This window comes from Acidiphilium acidophilum (assembly GCF_033842475.1).
GTDB classification, from domain to species: domain Bacteria; phylum Pseudomonadota; class Alphaproteobacteria; order Acetobacterales; family Acetobacteraceae; genus Acidiphilium; species Acidiphilium acidophilum.
On sequence record NZ_JAWXYB010000021.1, the window covers coordinates 1 to 19,307 of the forward strand.

At 60.8% G+C, this 19,307-nt stretch carries 22 protein-coding genes; 13 read left to right on the forward strand and 9 right to left on the reverse strand.

Annotation, left to right across the window (positions count from 1 at the left end; all coding sequences use genetic code 11):
• The 5 genes from SIL87_RS19980 to SIL87_RS20000 form a co-directional block, all read right to left on the reverse strand.
• A partial coding sequence (locus SIL87_RS19980; RefSeq protein WP_319616029.1) for a hypothetical protein occupies positions 1-273 on the reverse strand: 273 nt, incomplete at its 3' end.
• A gap of 34 nt (positions 274-307) precedes the next feature.
• Entirely contained in the window at positions 308-3,391 is a 3,084-nt protein-coding gene (locus SIL87_RS19985) for an efflux RND transporter permease subunit (protein ID WP_319616030.1), read from the reverse strand.
• 9 nt (positions 3,392-3,400) lie between these two features.
• The gene (locus SIL87_RS19990) at positions 3,401-4,342 is read right to left on the reverse strand and encodes an efflux RND transporter periplasmic adaptor subunit (RefSeq protein ID WP_319616032.1); all 942 of its coding nucleotides are present in this window, start codon (positions 4,340-4,342) and stop codon (positions 3,401-3,403) included.
• The gene (locus SIL87_RS19995; RefSeq protein WP_319616033.1) at positions 4,339-5,547 is read right to left on the reverse strand and encodes a TolC family protein; all 1,209 of its coding nucleotides are present in this window, start codon (positions 5,545-5,547) and stop codon (positions 4,339-4,341) included. The genes SIL87_RS19990 and SIL87_RS19995 overlap by 4 nt, the downstream gene beginning before the upstream one ends.
• Positions 5,548-5,809: 262 nt before the next feature.
• Entirely contained in the window at positions 5,810-6,283 is a 474-nt protein-coding gene (locus SIL87_RS20000; protein WP_319616048.1) for a sensor histidine kinase, read from the reverse strand.
• Between the two features lie 104 nt (positions 6,284-6,387).
• On the opposite strand from SIL87_RS20000, the gene SIL87_RS20005 reads away from it, so the two are divergent.
• Positions 6,388-7,569: an IS256 family transposase gene (locus SIL87_RS20005; protein WP_319612316.1), complete on the forward strand. Its 1,182-nt coding sequence runs from the start codon at positions 6,388-6,390 to the stop codon at positions 7,567-7,569.
• Positions 7,570-7,608: 39 nt separating this feature from the next.
• On the opposite strand, the gene SIL87_RS20010 is transcribed toward SIL87_RS20005, so the two are convergent.
• Both SIL87_RS20010 and SIL87_RS20015 read right to left on the reverse strand, forming a co-directional pair.
• Complete coding sequence (locus SIL87_RS20010) at positions 7,609-8,646, reverse strand: histidine kinase dimerization/phospho-acceptor domain-containing protein (protein ID WP_319612491.1); 1,038 nt, start codon at positions 8,644-8,646, stop codon at positions 7,609-7,611.
• Complete coding sequence (locus SIL87_RS20015; RefSeq protein WP_319612486.1) at positions 8,627-9,304, reverse strand: heavy metal response regulator transcription factor; 678 nt, start codon at positions 9,302-9,304, stop codon at positions 8,627-8,629. The genes SIL87_RS20010 and SIL87_RS20015 overlap by 20 nt, the downstream gene beginning before the upstream one ends.
• A gap of 303 nt (positions 9,305-9,607) precedes the next feature.
• Here SIL87_RS20015 and SIL87_RS20020 point away from each other — a divergent pair, with 303 nt between their 5' ends.
• From SIL87_RS20020 to SIL87_RS20060, 10 genes are all read left to right on the forward strand, one after another.
• The gene (locus SIL87_RS20020) at positions 9,608-10,258 is read left to right on the forward strand and encodes a recombinase family protein (protein WP_319612487.1); all 651 of its coding nucleotides are present in this window, start codon (positions 9,608-9,610) and stop codon (positions 10,256-10,258) included.
• Positions 10,255-10,581 (forward strand): DUF7673 family protein, encoded by a 327-nt coding sequence (locus tag SIL87_RS20025; protein ID WP_319612488.1) that lies wholly within the window; start codon positions 10,255-10,257, stop codon positions 10,579-10,581. The genes SIL87_RS20020 and SIL87_RS20025 overlap by 4 nt, the downstream gene beginning before the upstream one ends.
• Before the next feature lie 55 nt (positions 10,582-10,636).
• The gene (locus tag SIL87_RS20030) at positions 10,637-11,014 is read left to right on the forward strand and encodes a hypothetical protein (protein ID WP_319616035.1); all 378 of its coding nucleotides are present in this window, start codon (positions 10,637-10,639) and stop codon (positions 11,012-11,014) included.
• A 214-nt stretch (positions 11,015-11,228) separates the two neighbouring features.
• The gene (locus SIL87_RS20035; protein ID WP_319616037.1) at positions 11,229-11,891 is read left to right on the forward strand and encodes a ParA family protein; all 663 of its coding nucleotides are present in this window, start codon (positions 11,229-11,231) and stop codon (positions 11,889-11,891) included.
• On the forward strand, positions 11,888-12,184 hold the full coding sequence (locus tag SIL87_RS20040; RefSeq protein ID WP_319616038.1) for a hypothetical protein: 297 nt from the start codon (positions 11,888-11,890) through the stop codon (positions 12,182-12,184). The genes SIL87_RS20035 and SIL87_RS20040 overlap by 4 nt, the downstream gene beginning before the upstream one ends.
• A gap of 188 nt (positions 12,185-12,372) precedes the next feature.
• Complete coding sequence (locus tag SIL87_RS20215) at positions 12,373-12,615, forward strand: type II toxin-antitoxin system VapB family antitoxin (RefSeq protein WP_405055280.1); 243 nt, start codon at positions 12,373-12,375, stop codon at positions 12,613-12,615.
• Positions 12,616-13,005 carry a type II toxin-antitoxin system VapC family toxin gene (locus SIL87_RS20045; RefSeq protein ID WP_319616039.1) on the forward strand — a complete coding sequence of 130 codons (390 nt, stop codon included), beginning with the start codon at positions 12,616-12,618 and terminating at the stop codon, positions 13,003-13,005.
• Between the two features lie 387 nt (positions 13,006-13,392).
• Complete coding sequence (locus tag SIL87_RS20050) at positions 13,393-14,070, forward strand: helix-turn-helix domain-containing protein (RefSeq protein ID WP_319616040.1); 678 nt, start codon at positions 13,393-13,395, stop codon at positions 14,068-14,070.
• A gap of 202 nt (positions 14,071-14,272) precedes the next feature.
• Positions 14,273-14,500 (forward strand): type II toxin-antitoxin system RelB family antitoxin, encoded by a 228-nt coding sequence (relB, locus tag SIL87_RS20055; protein ID WP_319616041.1) that lies wholly within the window; start codon positions 14,273-14,275, stop codon positions 14,498-14,500.
• Positions 14,484-14,753, forward strand: a complete 270-nt coding sequence (locus tag SIL87_RS20060) for a type II toxin-antitoxin system RelE family toxin (protein ID WP_319616042.1) — start codon at positions 14,484-14,486, stop codon at positions 14,751-14,753. Before relB ends, SIL87_RS20060 begins: the two co-directional genes overlap by 17 nt.
• A 1-nt stretch (position 14,754) precedes the next feature.
• Here the strand turns inward: SIL87_RS20060 and SIL87_RS20065 are convergent, their stop codons facing one another.
• Positions 14,755-15,126 carry a mobilization protein gene (locus SIL87_RS20065; RefSeq protein WP_319616043.1) on the reverse strand — a complete coding sequence of 124 codons (372 nt, stop codon included), beginning with the start codon at positions 15,124-15,126 and terminating at the stop codon, positions 14,755-14,757.
• Positions 15,127-15,323: 197 nt separating this feature from the next.
• Between SIL87_RS20065 and traA the strand changes: the two genes are divergently transcribed.
• Together traA and SIL87_RS20075 are read left to right on the forward strand one after the other, a co-directional pair.
• Entirely contained in the window at positions 15,324-18,227 is a 2,904-nt protein-coding gene (gene traA, locus SIL87_RS20070) for a Ti-type conjugative transfer relaxase TraA (RefSeq protein ID WP_319616044.1), read from the forward strand.
• Entirely contained in the window at positions 18,224-18,829 is a 606-nt protein-coding gene (locus SIL87_RS20075) for a hypothetical protein (RefSeq protein ID WP_319616046.1), read from the forward strand. The genes traA and SIL87_RS20075 overlap by 4 nt, the downstream gene beginning before the upstream one ends.
• 33 nt (positions 18,830-18,862) lie before the next feature.
• Here SIL87_RS20075 and SIL87_RS20080 read toward each other — a convergent pair.
• The coding region (locus SIL87_RS20080; protein ID WP_319616047.1) for an MFS transporter at positions 18,863-19,307 on the reverse strand (445 nt) is incomplete at its 5' end.

Genomic DNA, 19,307 nt, shown 5'->3' on the forward strand with positions numbered 1-19,307 from the left:
CCAATAGCGTCCGGTGCGGTCAGCCAGGCGGCCAGAGAAGTAGCGGAGGCCGTAGCCAAGGAACTCGCCCAGGCCGCCAACCACGCTGACGATGAGGGCAGAGGCACCAAGTGAACCCAGAAAGGGTCCGGCAATGCTGCGCCCGCCTTCATAAGTCATATCAGCGAACAGGCTAATGCAGCCGATCAGCACGATAAAGATCACCGCGTGGCGGCGCTGTACGACTGCCTCATCTGTCGCGTCCTGCACTTTATTCGGCCTCAAGTTGCCCATGCAGGTTGCCTCCGCAGAACAGGGAATGCGCCGGTTATTCTTCTACGTCAGTATCGAACCGAACAAAGCGTGCGGCAAGGCTGGGCAGCAGCAGCAGCGTCAGGATCGTCGCGCTGATCAAGCCGCCGAGAATGACGATGGCCATTGGCCCCTCGATTTCGTCGCCGGTGCTTCCGGTATTGAGCGCCAGCGGCAGCAGACCCAACGCGGTGACGGTCGCGGTGAGCAGGATGGCCGGCAGCCGGTCCATCGCGCCCTGACGCACGGTCTCCGCATTCCAAGATTGGCCATGGTCATGCACCAGCCGCCCGTAATGCATCATCAGCAACAGCCCGTTGCGCAAGGCGATGCCGAACAATGTCACGAAGCCCACCATTACGCCGAGGGATACTGAGCTGATCCCGGTCAGCCAGTATGCTGCGATGCCGCCGATCAGCGCGAAAGGCAGTCCGAGCGCGAGCAGCGTTACTGCGCGGCCGCGTCCAAGCGCGATCCCCAGCAGACAGAGAATCGCAATCAAGGCAATGCCGCCATAGCCCAGCAGCCGCATTCGCGCGGTGCTGCCCGATACGGCGGTGCCGCCGAAGGTGACGTAGTCGCCCTGCTGAAAATGGAAACCGGTCAGCGCATGTTTCGCCGCCGTCAGATACCCGCCGGTATGGCCCGCCGCGATGGCCACCGAAATAACCTGAACCCGCCGTCCATCATCGTGCAAAATAAGTTGCGGCGATGCGGTTTCGCTGATCGTTGCGACTTCGCCGAGCGGCACGATGCTGCCGTTCGTGGTCGCGATTGGGAGATTTGTGAGCGAATTCGGATCGTGCCGCCATTGCGCCGGCAGCGTGAGAACGATTGGCACGATCCGCACGCCGCGATAGACCTGACCTACCGTTTCACCGGTATAGGCGGCGGCAATGGTTTGCAGCAGCGCATGCGCCGTCACCCCGTATTGCCGCATCGCGGCGCGGCGCGCGCGGATCGCGATGGTCGGCGTGTTGGGTGGCGCTTCGAGGGTAACCGCGCCACTGCCCTTGATACCGCGCAAAATTTTAGCGATCCGTTCGGCATCCTGACCTAGTCCTTTCATATGTGGCCCATAGACGGTCACGATCAGCGGCGCGGTAAATCCGGACAGGCCTTCATGAATACGCTCGGCGAGGAACGTGTCGATCCAGAATCGCGTTCCTGGCACACCACGCACAACGGTCAGCAGATGTTTTGACGCCGCCGCGACATTGCTCACGTTCCGGCTGAACGACATTTCAATTTCGGCCTTGTTCGTTCCCGGATGGCCGTTGCTCAGATTCGCCCGTCCGATATGCACAACCGCCGCCTCGACCGACTTCTCCCGAGCCAGCTTGGCCGCGACCTGCTTGCCGATTGCCAGCATGGTATCAATCGAGGTGCCCGGCGCGGTCTGGTAATGCATCAGCACCTGGCGGGCGTTGAATTGCGGCAGATAACTCACCCCAAGCAGCGGCACGGTGGCCGCCATGCCGAAAAACAGCAGCACGACGACAATCATGAACAGCCTGAAGCGGCGATTCACCTGACCAAGGACGCGGCCATAGAAGCCGCGCGCCACACGGATTGGCGCTGGCTCTTTTTCGCTTACGCCTACGCGGGCGAGCAGCAGCGCGGCGAGCGCCGGGGTCAGCGTGAGGGCGACGGCGAGCGAGGACAAAATAGCCGCGATATAAGCAATGCCGAGCGGCGCGAACAGACGTCCGGCGACGCCACCGAGCAGCAGGATCGGGATGAATATGATCGCAACCGACAGAGTAGCATAGATGATCGAGCTGCGCACCTCGACCGAGGCATGCAAGATGACTGCCAGGGCCGGTTCCGGGTTCTTGCGGCTGCGGTTTTCCCGCAGCCGGCGGAAGATGTTCTCGACATCGACCACCGCGTCATCCACGACAGCGCCCAGCGCGATCGCCAGTCCTGCCAGCGCCATCACGTTCAGCGTGATGCCGAGCCCGCGCAGTATCTCGGTTGCCGCAAGCAGTGAAACCGGGATCGACAGGAATGAGATCAGTGCGACACGCCAGTTGCCGAGGGAAAGGAACAGCACCACCACGATCAGGACCGCGCCGATCGCGAGATCGAGGGCGACCTGATGGAGCGCGGAATGGATGAAGCTCGAAACCTGAAGAGCGTACACCACCTTTACACCCTGGTCGCGCAGCGTCGGCGCCAGATGCGCCAGCGCCTCGTGCAGCCCGTTCGTTACGGTCAAGGTATTGGCGCCGTACAGCGTGCCGATGACCAGATCGATTCCTGGTTTGCCGTTGACAAGTGCCGCACCAAAGCGCGGCGGCGGGCCGCGGCGGATTCGGGCGATGTCGCCCAATGTGACCGGAATGCTGTTTTTATATGCAATTACGCTTGCGGCGAGATCGGTAGTGCTCACCGTCTGGCCATGCGGTTCCAGAATTAATTGCTGATTGCCGGTATTGATCCAACCGGCACCGAGCGCCGTGCTGGCATATCGTGCGCCGCCGGCAACGCTGTTCAGCCCTAACTGGGCCGCGATCAGCCGGTCGGGCTTGGCCTCGATCATCAGTTGTTCCGGCGTCGAGCCGAAGGCAACGACCTGAGCAACACCGGGAACCGCCAGCAGCGCTGGGCGGATGGTGCTTTGCACCAGCGCCGTCAGTTTCATCAGCGACAGGCGATTGGATTTAATTCCGAGGAACATCACTGTTCCGGTCGAAGATTGCAGCGGCGTGATCACCGGGGTCACGCCGGACGGAAGGCCACCGCCGACACTTGCAACCGCCCCGGTGACCAGTTCACGGTCCCGGTAGATATCGGTGCCACCGTGAAACACGACATTCACCACCGACACCCCGGCCTGGGATTGCGATTGAGTTTTGGCCAGTCCCGGCAGGCCACCGAGAGCCAGTTCCAGCCGGTCGGTCACCAGCGCCTCGACCTGCTGGGGATCAAGACCAGGCGCTTGCGTCTGGATCGTCACCGTCGGCGGAACAAACTCCGGAAATACGCCGTATTGAGCGGTAGGCAGGCGCAATGCGGCGAAGATAACGAAAACCGTGACCAATATGGCGACGATGATCCGGTGGCGCAGACTGGCTTGGACGATGGCTTGAAGCATTTTATACGTTCAGTCTGTGTCTGCAGGAGCCGGAGCGGCGTGAGCCGCGGATAACAGGACGCCAGCGCCTTCGACGACAACCTGATCTCCGGAATGCAGGCCCTTGCCAACAAAATAGCGGGACGCATCGCCCGGCTGGCGCATCGGCAAGACGTTGGAAATCTGCACCATGGTGAAGCGGCTGGGCGCCACCTCGCGAAAGACCGATTTATGACCCTGGAGATAGAGGATCGCCTTCGGCGGAACGGCAACGCCCGCTTGTGCCGATCCTTCAGGAAGCATCAGGGAAAGCGGCAGGCCGGAGGATAAATCCGCTGGTCCCGCGTAATAGAAACCCTGGCCGACGAGACCGGAAGGCACATGAGAGGCGACCCCAATCAGCCGCAAGGTGATGCGGGCGCCGCCCGAAACACGCCCCGAGGCCGAGGTTGGAGGATCGAGATGCCTGCCGGTGACGGCGGCCTCGATCAGCGAGGCTTTGCCGTCGCTCAGCGACTGAATGAACGGGCCGCCGCTGACCAGAAGCGTGCTGAGCGCTGCGCCCCAATCGGTACGCGCTTTGGCGGTGAGCGCGAGTTCGTTGGCATTTGCCGTCGCATATTGCGCTTCGGCGCCTTGCAGCGCTGCCATCGCGATATTGTGGCTGCTGCGGTAGAGCAGCTTGGCGCGCGCGAGCGATTGCTCGGCGAGCTGGCGCGATACTTGCGCCGCGACAATCTGGCTGCGTAACGCGATCAGCGGACCAGGATCAAGCACAACACCATACGCGGCACGACTTGGCGTGAAGGCAACAGCGGCAAGTTTTTGCACCTCGATCCCGCTCGCCTGCTGAGCGGCGGGATCGACCTTGATGAAGGCTGCTTTGGCATCGGCATCAGCATCGACGGCTTGCGCCTGAGCGCACTGGGATACGAGAAGCACGGAAAGACTCAACAAGACCCAACGCATCATGATGCGCTCCTGAAAAATACGTGATGCAGCGCGTCTTCCAGATGGCCTAATGCAACACGAGCCTGGATTCGTGCGGTTAATGCATCCTGTTGCGCGAGAATCGCCGCCTGCTGCGCACCGATCAGTCGCAGGCGTCCCGTGGCGCCGGCCCGGAAATCGCTCAATGCCAGTCTTTCGTTTCTCGTGGCGCTACCCGCCGCGCGTTCCGCCGCGATGGTCACGTCCAAACTGGCTCGCCAGTCAGTGCGCGACGTATCAATCCCGCCAAGCACCCGTTGCTGCACCTGGTCGAATTGTGCCGCCGCCAAATGCCGCTGCGCCCGCGCCACCGCGATCGGGCCTTGATTTTGATTAAAAATGGGCAGCGGCAGCGCGAGCGAAAGCAGGAATTTGTTGGCCCCCTGATCAAAATTATAGCCGGGGCCGATATTGAAGGCTGGATATTGCTCGTCAATCACAACACGCAACCGATCCTGTGCCGCAACGTAACGCGCCAACGCGGCTTGTACGGCCGGACGCTCGACCAGCGCATTTTGCGCTAAAATATCCAGTTCCTTCGGCGGTTTGATGTGGCTAAATGCCGAAACGTCGATTGTGATCCCCGAGAGCGCCACTTTCGGCAAGCCAATCGCGGTGGCGATACTGGCCTTGGCCAGACGCTCCCGCCGCACCGCCTCGGTCGCGGCAAAACGCGCCTGTTCCGCAGTAAGCCGCTGCAGATTGAGCGCCGTTGCCGATACCATGCCAGCGGCATAGCGCTGCGACAGAACCGTCAGACCTGCTCCTGAGTAGTTCGCCGAACGGTTAGCCAGCTTTGCCTGTTCGCGTGCTTGCCACAGTGCCAGCAAGGCATTGCGAACCCTAGTTCGCTCCTGCCATGCCGCCGTAAGGATCACCTCGCGGGATGCCACGATGCTGGCCCGTGCCGCCGCTATGCTAGCCGGACGGGCACCGAAACTTGTAACTAGAAAGCTGATGACCGGGCCAATTTTCCATGGCGACGGAAACGTGTTGGTGGAGTTATAGGTTGGGCTGAGCCCGAGAACCGGGTTTGGAATTGCCGCCGCGGTTGTCAGGCCACCTTTTGCAATCGCGTAATTCGCATTGGCGACCCGCAGGTCGGGCCGTTCATATACCGCCACCAAAGTGAGTGTGCCGATATCCCAGCGCGGCACGGAATGTCCCATCGCCGCCAGAAACTGCATCAGCCTTGGGTCATTTAGTCGCCGCGCTGCCAGCGCGTTAGCGCTGGCAGCCGGGTCAATCGGATGTGCCGTGTAATGCGCACATCCCGCCAGCGGGCCAAGTAGAAGCAGCATAAGGCTGGATAGTCTTTTGAAACTGGAAAAAATCATTAGCCTTGTGATGCAAGTGGAACTGTGTCGGAAAGTCGTTTACGCGCCCAATCTGACGTTTCCTGAACGCTAAGATGACGATTCTGTCAGGTTCGTTCACGTCTATGTCATATTAGCGGAGATGGCCCGGAGGGGTTATCAAAGGTGTCACCAGAACAACTCGCGTGCCTCGGCCAACTTCACTTTCGATTTCCACCCGACCGCCATGAAGCGCTGCGATGCTTCGAACTACCGCGAGACCCAAACCAAAATTTCCGCCGGTACTCGATCGGGCTCGATCAGCTCGATAGAATCGGTTGAAGACGTAGGGTAAATGCTCCGCCGGTATGCCGCGGCCGGTATCTGCCACCTCAATGCGCAGTGATAAGCCTTCGCGCCGTGACTGTAGTGTCACATGGCCGCCTGGTGTGTGAGCAATGGCATTGGCCACAAGATTTCCAACAGCCTGCTGGAACAGCGTGCGGTCGAACGCGGCAACAAGATCGTCCGGTGTTTCTTCCGAAAGAGATACACCTGTCTCGGCGGCCGTGGGTTCATAGAATTCCAGAACTGAAGCGATCGGTGGTGTAACCTGACGTCTGGAAATTCATTTTGGGTTGGGAGTTGGTGCCCTTGCCGGGGCATGCCCCGGCAAGGGCTGTTCATTCTGGTATTCCATGCAGTTGTTCACACCAACATGGAGACCGATGAATGGACGCCAAAAAGGATACGATTATCGAGGCACTTTTGGAACATCTGATCGAAAACGGCGCAGGCGATATCGCCACGGTATTTGCCAGGACCTTCGAACTCGCCATGCAGATCGAGCGCGAACGCTTCCTCCACGCCAGTCACTACGAGCGCAACCCCGATCGTCAGGGTTACGCCAATGGCTACAAGCCCAAGCGGATCGATACCCCGGCCGGGTCGATCACCGTCGATGTCCCCAAAACCGCCGGTCACGTGGGCGAACCCTTCTACCCACAGTCCCTCGAACGCGGCCGACGCTCGGTCCGCGCCGTCATGGTCGCCGTCGCCGAAATGTACATCAAAGGCGTCTCCACCCGCGACGTCGAGGCCGTCATGCGCGAATTCGGCATCGAAAGCCTCTCCTCCGCTCAGGTCAGCCGCGCCAGCAAGCTGCTCGATGACGAACTCGCCGCCTGGCGCACCCGACCCCTCGCCGAGATCCGCTACCTCATCCTCGACGCCAGATATGAAAAAATGCGCGATAATGGCGTCGTCCGCGATGCCGCCGTGCTCTCGGCCATCGGCATCGGACCCGATGAACGCCGCCGTGTCCTCGGCGTCTCGGTCGCCCTTTCCGAGGCCGAAGTCCATTGGCGTGCCTTCCTCGAAAGCCTCCATCAGCGTGGCCTGCGAGGCGTCGAATTCATCGTCTCCGATGACCATGCCGGATTGCACGCCGCACGCCGCGCCGTCTTCGGCGCCGCACACTGGCAACGATGCCAGTTCCACCTCGCCCAAAACGCCATCCACCACGCCCCCAACCACGCCATCCGCAAACGCATCGGCGCAGAACTCCGGACCGTCTGGAACGCAAATTCCCTCGCCGCTGCCCAGATCGCTCTCACAACCCTCGTCAATGCCTATCGCGACACCGCACCAAAGCTCGCCGATTGGCTCGAACGAAATATCCCCGAAGGCCTCACCGTCTTCACACTGCCAGAACCCCACCAGCGCCGGCTTCGCACTTCCAACCCCATGGAACGCGGCATCCAGCAGGAACTCAAACGCCGCACCACCAAAATCAGGGTCTTCCCCAACGAAGCCTCCCTCGAACGCCTCGTCAGCGCCGTCCTCGTCGAAATCGATGAAAAATGGGCCGCCGACACCAAGGGCTACATCAAGTGGGACTACCAGGATGCCTGACCCCCGCTCGCCCTATTTTCCAGACATCAGGTTGCTCAATCAAGCGATCTCCGACTTCACATCCAGTTCCTCAAGATGAGGGCTTTCTCCGGCAGTCTCGGCTCGGGCGAGGAAGAGCAGGCTTTGGATCACCCGGCTGATGCGGGCGCATTCTTCCAGCGCCGAGCCCAATACGTCCCGGTACTCCTCAAGTGAGCGTGCCCTGCCCAAGGCCACCTCGATCTCGCCACGGAGATTGTTGACGGGAGTTCGCAGTTCATGGGCGACATCGGCCGAAAACTGCGATATCTGTGCAAATGAGTCCTCAAGCCGGTCCAGCATGTCGTTGAACGTGTCGGCAAGAGACTGCAACTCCGCAGGAAGTCCAACAGTGTCGATGCGCTCATGCAGCGTGGAGGAGCGTATATTGCGCGCTGTCCTGATGATGTGTTCGACCGGACGCATCCCGCTGCGGGCGATTGCAAAACCGATCGCGGAGCAGAGCGCCAAGGAGATGGTCAGCACCAGCAGCAGCCGCTCTCGGTAATGTACCAGAAGACGCTGCTCATCGGTACGGTCGATAGCGACCTGGAACACCCTGCCCGCGCCCTTCCCATTGGTTATGCGGGCACTCAGGGTCTGGAACAGTTGCCCCGCGCTGGTCTGGATCGTGCGGATGACATCATGATGAGGCTGAATCGCCATCAGCGCCGGAAAATCGGCGACTGGCAACTCCCGGTCCATGCCGTTCGTCTCCATTTGCGTTCGGCCATCGGCCGCGATGACGCGGACCCAAATCAGCTGCGGCCGCGTAAATGATCCTGACGGGCTGGCAACCATATGCTTTGCCACATTCAGGTTCATCGAAGCATGAAGCAGATACTGGAGATTGGTCGCCGTATTGCTCATGATGCGCCGGTCCTCGGCTTCCAGATTGGCGGCGACGGTCCAGTACAAAAAGCCCGTGGCAGTCAAAATCAGCAGGAAACTACTCCCCGCGTACCAGGCGGTCATCCGCATGACCATCGAGCCACCGAACCGGCGCAGACTGCTCAGACGGCTCGGTTGCCTGGTAGAATCAGCCTTGTCGATGTTCAAGGATGTATCCTATACCCCGGACGGTGTGGATCAGCTTGATCTCGAAAGGATCGTCCACTTTCGAACGGAGCCGGTGCATATGGACATCGACAATATTGGTGCCGCTATCAAAATTTATGTCCCAGACCTGCTCGGCGATGAGGGTCCGTGATATCGCGTGTCCCGTGCGGCGCGCCAATAAGGACAAAAGCAGGAATTCCTTGGGTGTCAGATCGAGTGTCCGGCCTTGCCGCACAGCCTTGTGGCGCTGCACATCGATTTCCAGATCGGCCACCTGCAACATGGCCGCCTGACGCACGGGTCCGCGCCGGAGGATGGACCGTATCCGCGCCAGAAGTTCCGAAAAAGCGAAAGGTTTAACGATATAGTCATCCGCGCCCAGTTCAAGGCCGTGAACCCGGTCCGGCACGCTGTCCCGTGCGGTCAGGAACAAGACGGGAGTCTGGTTCTGCCGCTGCCGCAGCTCCCTGAGCACCGACCAGCCATCCCGTCCGGGCAGCATGACATCAAGAATGATCAGATCGTAGTTACCTTGGAGCATTAGTGAAACGCCGGTCTCGCCGTCCGCGGCGATATCAGCCACGAACTCATTCTCCTCCAGCCCTTTTTTAAGAAAAGCGGCCGTTTTTCGTTCGTCCTCCACAATCAAAATTTTCATGCCATTCAATCTTAGAACGAGCACAGGCGGGATTTCAAGGAAGGCGTTGAATTCAGATATTCTTTAGCGAACTATGAGCGTACAGCTAGGTTTGCGCGGTCAAAGATTAGTGCAATCCTTATTGGGTCGCATCAAGTTATCACCTATCTTGTAAACCTACGGCACTTCTCCGTTGCCGTTCCACTAAGAATTTTTGTCTTAGGCTTTCGTTGTGGGATCGACTGCTATAAATTTGCGTAATTCAAGACTTTCGGCAAGCCAGCTTGCTCGTTTCAAATCAATGGCTTACGTTTCCCGTAAGATATGTCCGAAACAAACCGCCCTTCCCGCCTGATCGGCTATGCCCGAGTCAGCACCTACGGCCAGACGCTCGACGCCCAACTTGAGCAGTTGAAGGCGGCCGGGTGTGCGAAGGTTTTTCGTGAGAAAGCGACTGGCGCGCGCGCTGATCGCCGCGAGCTGTTGAAGATGCTCAAGCATATCGCGGCCGGTGACGTGGTGACGGTGACGCGGATCGATCGCCTGGCGCGCTCGACGTTCGACCTGTTCGCGATGGTCAAGCAGATCGCCGACGCCGGCGCGCTGTTCCGCTCGCTGGCCGAGCCGTGGGCCGACACCGGCACCAGCACCGGACGGTTGATGCTGGCCGTATTAGGTGGCCTGGCCGACGTGGAGCGTGACCTGATCCGCACCCGGACGGCCGAGGGCCGCAGCCGGGCCAAGGCGCGCGGGCAGCACATGGGCCGCCCCCCTGCCCTCACCCCACAGCAGCAGGACGAGGCCCGGCAGCGCCGGGCCGAGGGGGCCACGTTGAAGGAGCTGGCCCAGAGCTACAACGTCGGGATTGCGACGATTGCCAGGCTTGGGCCCATGCCGGCCCCTGTTGATATCCGGCAGCCGACCGCAGCACGGAATGTCGCCCAGGCGCGAATAGCTATGGAGATAGACGCATGAACGTCGTGCAGATTCCGAGAAGAGCCGGCACGTCCGGCATCAACGACGGACAGCGAGCGGCCCTAGAGCGTCTTATCACCATCGCCAAGGGCGGCAGCGGCCAGTGCGAGCGCGTTGCCGATTTTCTTCTTGCGTGGTGGAACGGCGCGGATTGCGGCCGCTTCGATCTCACCAGCCTCTGGGGCCTTGAGCCGCACATCGCGGGCGATATCGTTACTGTCTTTGGCTTGATCTCCCAGCTTTGCAGCTACCCGGATCGACTGGGCTATGAGGCCGACTTCAAGGACATCATCCGGGTGTGGCGTCCGCACCTGGCAGGATAGTCGAACCGCGGCATCCATTCGGCTTCATGGACATAATTTGGGCAGAGCAAGCGTGATGATCGACAAGTTCCAAAAACGGCTCAGCAAGAAGTCCCGCAAGGGGTTCCGCGGGTGGCCGATGGGGACGATCGCTTTCTATGGCCCCGACCTCAGCCGCGCCTCCAAGGTGGTAGTCAGCATAATCCATACGGAGGGCGGCGAACCGGCGGAAATGCGGTCATGGTTCTCGGACGACACCGACGTGCGACATGACGAGGCGATCGGGCAGGAAATCGTCGAGTTCATCGCGTATCACGAGGTCAAATCGGTCGCGATGCCGGAGGGCATGATGGGTTGCCCTCATCAGCAGGGCATCGATTACGACACCGAATGGTGCCCAGTCTGTGACTTCTGGAAAGGCCGGGATCGGTTCACGGGAAAGCTGGTGTTGTAACGCTTCTTTCGTGTCGGCCCCCCGACAGGCGACTTTTCCATAAGGCCCGTTCGGCGGCAAAAAGGGATCGGCAGCAGCGTCACCCGACCTGAGGAAAATTGGTCTCGTGTGTCAGAAAGCACAAAAGCACAAAAAATTGAATTCTATCTAATTGCGTGCTTCCGTGCTTTCTGCAAAAATAGAAAGAACGGAATAAACCTTAGCAGAAAACAAGATGAAAGTTATCGTGCTAGCGAGCCAAAAGGGTGGTGTAGGCAAGACCACGACGGCAGCTCACTTGGCAGTTGCCGCCGAGGTTGCCGGCGATGGGCCAACGGTGCTCATCGACACCGACCCACAAGGATCGCTGTCAGCGTGGTGGAACGTCCGCGTTGCCGAATCCCCCGCCCTCGCCCCAACTACCATTGCTGATCTGCCGTCAAAACTCGCGGCGCTTGTCGATGCCGGCTTTGCCTTTGCGATTGTAGACACGCCTCCGGCTATTACTGACGCCATAGGAGCCGTTGTGCGTTCCGCCGACCTAGTGTTGATCCCGACCCGTCCCAGCCCGCACGATCTACGCGCCGTTGGTAGTACGGTCGAGTTGGTGCAAGCGGCGTTGAAGCCCTTTGCCTTCATCGTCACCCAAGCCAAGCCCAATGCGCGTCTCACCGTCCAGGCGGTTGCGGCGCTGTCCTCCCATGGCGTGGTTGCGCCGGCGATCGTTCACGACCGGGTGGATTACGCCGGGTCGATGACCGACGGCCGCACGGTTCAGGAAACAGACGCCAAAGGCCGCAGTGCCCACGAGATGGCAGAGCTTTGGGCTTTTGTTAAAAAACGAATAACAAAAAGCACGGAAGCACGAAAGACAGAAAAAAAGGAGACCGTCATATGAGCAAAAAAACGGCCGACCTTTCGGCCAATTTGGTGGCCATCAAGGGCGCAGCCATGCCGGCACCCGACATGCCAGGTCGGATTCCATCTGCAACTGCTGCCGTCACATCTGGCGAGGCACCAGACGCCCAGCCGCCAAAAGGGCGGGAGCGGGAGGAGCTGACTCCGCTCAACTTCCGCATACCCGTATCCTTTCGTCGAGAATTTAAGACCTACGCCGCTACCCATGACTTCAAACTCAACGAGCTACTGCGGCGCTGTTTCGAATCTTATCGGGAAATGCAAGGCGATTAACCGACTAAGAAAAGCACGAAAGCACGAAATATATTTTTTGGCTATTGATCATGCGGATCAACGTCAGCCCGGCACAATAGAGGGACAAACCGCGATTTCCTTGCCTAGAAAATTATGATGTCTGTCCTGTAGTCATCTCGGTTGTAATTACGTATACGATAAATCGTCATTACGTCGAAGGTTTGCCCATGAATTTACAGATACGTGATCCTCGTGCTCACGAACTTGCCCGCCGTTTGGCCCAGCGACGCAGGGTTTCCATGACAGAGGCGGTTATAGAAGCGCTTGAAGCTGAGTTACAGCGTGTTCCGGTGCGAACATCACTCGCTGACCGTCTCGGCGCCATCGCGGACGATTTGGCGGCATTGGCCAAGCCCGGAGGCCGAGACATGAAACAGAACGAGGTAGATGAGATGTGGGGCCAGCTTTAGGTGTTCATTGACTCGTCGGTCATCGTCGCGATTCTCTCAAAAGAGGCTGATGCAGCCGAATTGGCGGACAGGATCGAAGTCGGACGATGCATTACCTCAGCTCTTGTGATTCTCGAGTCCGCGATGCGGCTTTCCACCAAACTCAACCTCGATCCTGTTTTGGTAGAGGGCCGGATTCAGGCTTTCCTGGAGGAGGCCCAGATCGGGCTAGCACCTATGGATGGCATTACAGCCAGCTTGGCGGTCAAGGCTTTTGCTGATTACGGGAAGGGCAGGGGGCACCCTGCCCAACTAAATTTGGCCGATTGCCTTTCTTACGCCTGTGCAAAGGCGCAGGGCGTTCCGCTCCTCTACAAAGGAAAAGATTTTTCCCATACGGATTTGGCGTGATCGGAGTATTTTTCGACGTGCAATCGGCCGTCCGTGCAGCCGACAAATCCGAAAAAACTGGACATTTCCATTCGGTTGCTACGAGATAGGCGTTGCTTAGGGTGATGGTGGCGAGTCGTGCCGCCGCGCCTATAGGTTCATGGCAGCGATTCGCGCTGTCATGGGTGATCAACCTTCTGGTCTGGAGAAAGACATAGCCCAGAAATAGCAAAACCCGCCTGAAGGGGCGGGCCGTGCATACCGGCTGAGGCCGGGGAATTCAGTGTCTGGTAAACCTGTATTCCCCCAAATCGCCGTCTTTTGCAAGTGTTTTCTTGCGATGGGCGGATTTGTGCCGATTTCCGGCCGCTTCGGGTGGGTTGCTGCGCAACCTGACGGAGATTTTTGATGGATACGACAGCAAGTTTTTCCAACCGTTCCAGCCGGCGCCGGGAGAGAGTTTTCGGCAAGGGGCAGTGTCGGCCGCTGGACCGCAACGCCAAGACGCGGATCGCGGTCTATGCGCGCACCTGGTCTGCCCAGCACAAGCAGCGCGGCCAGCACCGGGGGCCGCTGACGCGGGCCTATCTGGAGGTGCTGGAGGCGCTGCTATGGGGTTTTCACAACAGCCGGGACGGGCGATGCTTCCCGAGCTACGAGACGATCGCGGCGCGTGCCCAGTGCTGCCGGGACACGGTGTATCATGCGATCAAGGCGCTGGAGGCCGCCGGCGTTCTGACCTGGGTAAACCGCATGGTCCGAGCGCAGTTCCGGGAGAAGGATCTGTTCGGTAAGATGGTCTCACGCACCCGGTTGATCCGCACCAGCAACGCCTATGTGTTTCGTGACCCTCTGGCGAATGAACCCCATCCAAACCCGCGGGATCGAGACCGGGGGGGCGGGCAGAATATGGCGGATTCCGGTGCTTTTTCTTCCAAGTCGGAAAATCCATCTGGAACACAGATTCAAGAATCTTTTAACCTTTCTGTCGTGGCAAAAACCGTCGAATCCACCCCCTCGGCCGGCCTTGGACGGGCATTGAGGCGGTTACAGGCAGCGATGGGGGTGCAAACAGCCACCGCATAGGCAAACCGCCCCGCATTTTCACCTGATCGGCCACGCCAGACGCCGCTACGCGGCGGCCTACGGCGCTCCCGCGCTGCGCTCGCTCTGGCGCAAACCGAGAGTCATGCTTGCACCACCGCAAAGCGGCAATGGGAAGGAAGCTGTTTGGCTTGCGGAGGTTAGGGCCATGCGATACGTGTGTTGCACCGTCAGGAGGCAAGAGATGCCGCTTTCAATCAGGCTACCGAAGGACATCGAGGAGCGGCTGGACCAACTCGCGGTGAAGACCGGGCGCAGCAAGACCTACTATGTCACCCAGGCGATCCGCGATCAGCTCGACGATCTGGAGGATGTCTACCTGGCAGAGCAGGAGCTTGAGGCTATCCGCGCCGGCCGCTCGACAACCACGCCACTCGCCGCCGTGATGGTGCGGCATGGCCTGGTCGATTGAGCTATCCACCCAGGCTGAGGCTGATCTGGCGGCGCTGGATCGGCCGGTAGCACAACGGATCGTGCGCTTCCTGCAAGAGCGCGTGTCTTCGCTGGAGAACCCGCGCGCGATCGGGGAGCCGCTGCAAGGGGCGCGGCTGGGGGCGTTGTGGCGCTATCGGGTGGGAGACTATCGCCTGATCGCTAGCATCGAGGACGCGGCGATCATTATTCTGATCGTGCGGATCGGCCATCGCCGGGAAGTCTATCGCTAGATCATCGGGCGGCACCCGTACTACCACCACCGGCTGGATTGTCCGCACCATCCGAAGTCGGTTCTATCTTTGGTGTATTGGCTGGCTTACCGAGCAGATCGACGAAGAGTGTCTTATCCTCATCGCGTGTGAGGAACCCTGGCAGTTCGCGCTTGAGCCAGTCACCGAGGCGCTTGGAGAACTCGCCATCGCCGTTTTGTTCGAGGCGATGGAGTACCAGGGCACCGAGCAGAATCTTGCGCCTGGTGTCTCTCGCACGGTCCTGCTTGGCCATCCGGGCTTTGAGCGCCTTGGTTCGCTCCTCAAGCTGGGCGATCTGTTGTTCTATCGGCAGTCTTGCCATGGCGTTTGGTTCCCTGATCGGCGTGATCATCACCACGATACCGCCATTGCCAAAGCCGTCAATTATGGCGGTGGTCTGTCACGGTGTCCGTTGTTGCAGCGGTTCCACTGGCCTGGATTATCCGGCTCGTTCGGACAGTCCAGATCTTGATCACGCAGCGAACATAGTGAGGTAAGTGCGCACTTACGAGTTGCTGCGCAACTCAGTGTGAAGTAAGGTGGAGCGGCATGGCAATCTACCATCTGAGCATGAAGCCCATCTCACGCGCATCCGGGCGCAGCTCGGTGGCAGCGGCGGCGTATCGCGCGGCGGACCGGCTGGAGAACACGCGCGACGGGATGACGCATGATTTCACCCGGCGCTCCGGCGTTGTGCATGCGGAGATCGTGCTACCGGGAGACGCGATCTGGGCAGACGGGAATGTGGTGCAGGGCACTGGGCCGGCATGGGCACGGGACCGTTCAGCGTTGTGGAATGCGGCGGAGGCGTCCGAGAAGCGAAAAGACGCCCGTGTTGCCCGCGAGATCGAGGTTGCCCTGCCGCATGAGCTATCGGCGTCGCAGCGGCTTTCATTGACGCGGGCGTTCAGCCAGCGGCTTGCGGAGCGGTATGGGGTAGCGGTGGATTTTGCGATCCACAGCCCGCACGGCCACACCGATAACCGCAATCATCATGCCCACATCCTGATGACGACACGGAAGATTGAAGCTGGTCAGTCTGCCGAACCAGGCCAGTTCGGCGAGAAGAGCGTGCTGGAGCTAGAGAACAAGAATCTTGCGGCGCTTGGGCTGCCGAGTTCACATGAGCAGTTGCGGGATATCCGGATCGGCTGGGAAGGTCTGGCCAATACGCATTTGGCTCGGGCCGGGCTTGATGCGCGGATCGATCATCGCTCGCACCAGGAGCAAGGGCTGGAGATTGAGCCGACGCAGCATGTGGGCGTGCATGCGACGCAGATGGAGCGGCGCGGGCTGGAGGTTTCACGGGGCCGGCTTGATGAGGAGGCAGTACGGCGCAACAAGGCGGTGATCCGGGAGAAGCCGGAGCAGGTCCTGACGCTGATCACCAACGAGAAAAGCGTGTTTGACCGGCACGACATCGCGCGAACGTTGCACCGATATGTGGATGGCGTGGAGGCGTTCCAATCGGCCTTGGCGAAGGTGATGGCGTCTCCGGCCTTGGTAGAGCTGCAAGGGGAGCAGCGGGACTCGCGGGGGCTGGTTGTGGAGCCTGCGCGGTACTCGACGCGGGAAATGGTGGGGATTGAGCGGGAGATGGCGGCGCGCGCCGATCAAATGGCTTCGGAGCGCCGGTTTGCAGTTTCCGGGCGGCATATTGGCGCAGCACTCGATGCACGGCAGCGGGCCGGAATTTTGCTGGCCGAAGAGCAACGGGCGGCGGTTGCACATATCGCTGGGCCAGAGCGGATTGCGGTCGCGGTAGGGCTGGCGGGGGCGGGCAAGAGCACGATGCTGGCGGCGGCGCGGGAGGCATGGGAGGCGCAAGGCTATCAAGTGCATGGGGCGGCGCTGGCCGGGAAAGCGGCGGAAGGGCTGGAAGAGGCCGCCGGGATTGGCTCGCGCACCTTGGCCTCCTGGTCGCGGGGCTGGGATCGGGGGTTTGATAAACTTGGGCCTCATTCCGTGCTGGTGATCGATGAGGCGGGGATGGTGGGATCAAAGCAATTGTCCCGGTTCATCACCGAAGTGGACCAGGCTGGTGCGAAGCTGGTGCTGGTGGGGGACCCGGAGCAGCTGCAACCCATCGGCGCCGGGGCGGCGTTCCGGGCCATCGCGGAGCGGACCGGCTTTGCCGCGCTGGAGGGTGTGCGCCGGCAGCGGGAGGACTGGCAGCGGGCGGCGTCAGTGGATTTTGGCCAGTATCGTACTGCGGCTGGGCTTGCGGCCTATGCCGAACGGGAAGCGATCCATTTTGCGGAGAGTGGGGATCAAGCGCGCGAGGCGGTGATACGGGATGCGCTGGCCGACATGGAGAACCGGCCGGACGGCTCGCGGCTGGTTCTGGCGCATCGGCGGGCTGATGTGCGGGCGTTGAACGAAGCGATCCGGACGGCGCGGCAAGCGCGGGGTGAGTTGGGGCACGGCGAGGCCGGGAGCGAGTTCACCTACCAGACGACGGAAGGCGCGCGGACGTTCGCGCCAGGGGACCGCATCCTGTTCCGGGAGAACAACCGCGGGCTTGGCGTAAAGAACGGGATGCTGGGCACGGTGGCGCAGGCCGAGGCGGGCCGGCTTGAGGTGCGGCTGGATTCCGTCGCCGGGCCAGGCCGAGGGCGCATGGTATCGGTCTCGATGGCGGATTACGCGGCGGTGGACCACGGTTACGCGACGACGATCCACAAGAGCCAGGGGGCGACGGTGGACCGGGCCTATGTGCTGGCGTCCGGCACAATGGACCGGCATCTGACCTATGTGGCGATGACGCGGCACCGGGACGGGGTGCAGCTCTATGCCGGTCGAGACGAGTTCAGCGACCTGGGTGCGCTTACGGCACGGCTGTCGCGCTCGCAGGCGAAGGAAACGACGCTGGATTATGACCGGGCGAATTATGCCCGATGCCGGGGGATGGACCTACGCGACAGCGAGAACGAGATCGTTATCCCGCTGGCAATGCACGAGCGTCCGGCGCGGAACCAGGCGGCCGAGATGATCGAGCACGACGCCATCACAACTGGCCGCGCCGCGTTCCGGCAACGCTACGAGGCGCATCGGCAGCGGCAGGCGGACGATGCTGCTCGCGATGAAAAGGCGCGTGACATGGTGCGCCAATGGGACCGGCTGACGGATGAGTACAACAAGGCGCTACCGGGTCTGGAGGCCAATCCGGCCTTTGGCGGCGCGCAGGCGCGGCTGCTTCAGTTCGGCCAGACCCTGCGGGATCACCCAGAGGCGGCGACGGCGTTGCGCCAGCGCGGGCCTGTGTTCGGGGTTGAGGAGGGGTCCAATCTGGCGTGGGTTCTGGCCCATCAGCAGCCGGTGCGCGCGATCACCAGCCTTATGGAGGGCGTCGAAAAAGGCATACGGCGTCATCTGGCGCTTGAAGCTGAGCGGGAGGCCGTCCGGAAACTTCAAGAAAGAACCCTGTCTCAGGATTATGGGATGTCGCTATGAGCGAACCGGAGGATCGTCTTTACGGGTTGATGGAGATCGCCGAGCGTCAACAGGCGGCGGTCCAGGCGGCACTGGACGGGTTGACGGCAGAGCGGGCAGCGCTGGAGCGTGAGCGGCAGGCATTGGCGCGCGAGGTGACGGCACTGGCGCAGCGTACACGCCAGGCGGTGCATTCGGCGGTGGTGGAAAGCCTAGCCGGGGCAGCCGGCGAGGGTGTGGCGGCGGTGCGGGTTGCGACCCAACCGCTGCTGGGCGAACTGGCCGGGGTGACGACAGGTGCCGCGCGTGCCGAGGCGGCTTTACGCAGGGTGGTGCAATGGGCAAGCTGGCGGTTGCTGGGCTGGATCATGGCCTTAATCGCCGCCCTGGTGCTATTCGGCTGGTTGAGTAGTACCGCCTTGGTGTGGTGGGATACCGGAAGGATCAGCAAGCTACAGGACCAGATCGCGACGTTGCAGGCCAATCATCGCGCCTGGGTGAAGGCTGGAATGCTGGGCGCACTGACTATTTGTGGTCCTGATCGCCGCCCTTGCGTTCGGGTTGATAAAAGTGCCGGGGCGTTCGGAAAGCATGCAGATTACCGGGTGATCCTTGGGTATTAATAGCTGATGCGTTGATGCCGCTGACAAGTTGATTTACTGACTCCGCACAGCGAGCACGAAAACAGGAACCGCGCTCAGCTGTAACAGAAGGGAGACAGCGGCGAGTGCCGGGACACTGACGTTGTAGAGCACGCCGAGCAGAACGCTGCCAGCCAGCCACGCCATGCCACGGCACGCGTCAAACAAACCGTAGACCGTTGCACGTTTTTCCGGTGGCACCAGTTCGCTCAATATGGCGTGGAGAATGGTATCCTGAGTGGCCATGCCCACGCCCCAGAGTACGACGCCGGCAGCCGCCGCAGCCGCCCCGCCCAGGAAAACGAGAGGCGATGCCAGGGCAGCCAGCACGATCCCCAGGATTGCGATGCCCGGCCCGAACCGGTCCAGCAGCCTGCCAAGTGCCAGCGAAGCTACGCCCTCGGCGGCCATTGCGGCGGCATAAAGCACCGGAATCCATGGCACTGGCACAATATGAGCG

Bases quoted from the DNA above. Each gene is read 5' to 3' on its own strand.
- SIL87_RS19985 (WP_319616030.1), bottom strand. From the start codon at position 3,391: ATGCTTCAAGCCATCGTCCAAGCCAGTCTGCGCCACCGGATCATCGTC.
- SIL87_RS19990 (WP_319616032.1), bottom strand. From the start codon at position 4,342: ATGATGCGTTGGGTCTTGTTGAGTCTTTCCGTGCTTCTCGTATCCCAG.
- SIL87_RS19995 (WP_319616033.1), bottom strand. From the start codon at position 5,547: ATGCAGTTTCTGGCGGCGATGGGACATTCCGTGCCGCGCTGGGATATC.
- SIL87_RS20005 (WP_319612316.1), top strand. From the start codon at position 6,388: ATGGACGCCAAAAAGGATACGATTATCGAGGCACTTTTGGAACATCTG.
- SIL87_RS20015 (WP_319612486.1), bottom strand. From the start codon at position 9,304: ATGAAAATTTTGATTGTGGAGGACGAACGAAAAACGGCCGCTTTTCTT.
- SIL87_RS20020 (WP_319612487.1), top strand. From the start codon at position 9,608: ATGTCCGAAACAAACCGCCCTTCCCGCCTGATCGGCTATGCCCGAGTC.
- SIL87_RS20025 (WP_319612488.1), top strand. From the start codon at position 10,255: ATGAACGTCGTGCAGATTCCGAGAAGAGCCGGCACGTCCGGCATCAAC.
- SIL87_RS20030 (WP_319616035.1), top strand. From the start codon at position 10,637: ATGATCGACAAGTTCCAAAAACGGCTCAGCAAGAAGTCCCGCAAGGGG.
- SIL87_RS20035 (WP_319616037.1), top strand. From the start codon at position 11,229: ATGAAAGTTATCGTGCTAGCGAGCCAAAAGGGTGGTGTAGGCAAGACC.
- SIL87_RS20040 (WP_319616038.1), top strand. From the start codon at position 11,888: ATGAGCAAAAAAACGGCCGACCTTTCGGCCAATTTGGTGGCCATCAAG.
- SIL87_RS20215 (WP_405055280.1), top strand. From the start codon at position 12,373: ATGAATTTACAGATACGTGATCCTCGTGCTCACGAACTTGCCCGCCGT.
- SIL87_RS20050 (WP_319616040.1), top strand. From the start codon at position 13,393: ATGGATACGACAGCAAGTTTTTCCAACCGTTCCAGCCGGCGCCGGGAG.
- relB (WP_319616041.1), top strand. From the start codon at position 14,273: ATGCCGCTTTCAATCAGGCTACCGAAGGACATCGAGGAGCGGCTGGAC.
- SIL87_RS20060 (WP_319616042.1), top strand. From the start codon at position 14,484: ATGGCCTGGTCGATTGAGCTATCCACCCAGGCTGAGGCTGATCTGGCG.
- SIL87_RS20065 (WP_319616043.1), bottom strand. From the start codon at position 15,126: ATGATCACGCCGATCAGGGAACCAAACGCCATGGCAAGACTGCCGATA.
- traA (WP_319616044.1), top strand. From the start codon at position 15,324: ATGGCAATCTACCATCTGAGCATGAAGCCCATCTCACGCGCATCCGGG.
- SIL87_RS20075 (WP_319616046.1), top strand. From the start codon at position 18,224: ATGAGCGAACCGGAGGATCGTCTTTACGGGTTGATGGAGATCGCCGAG.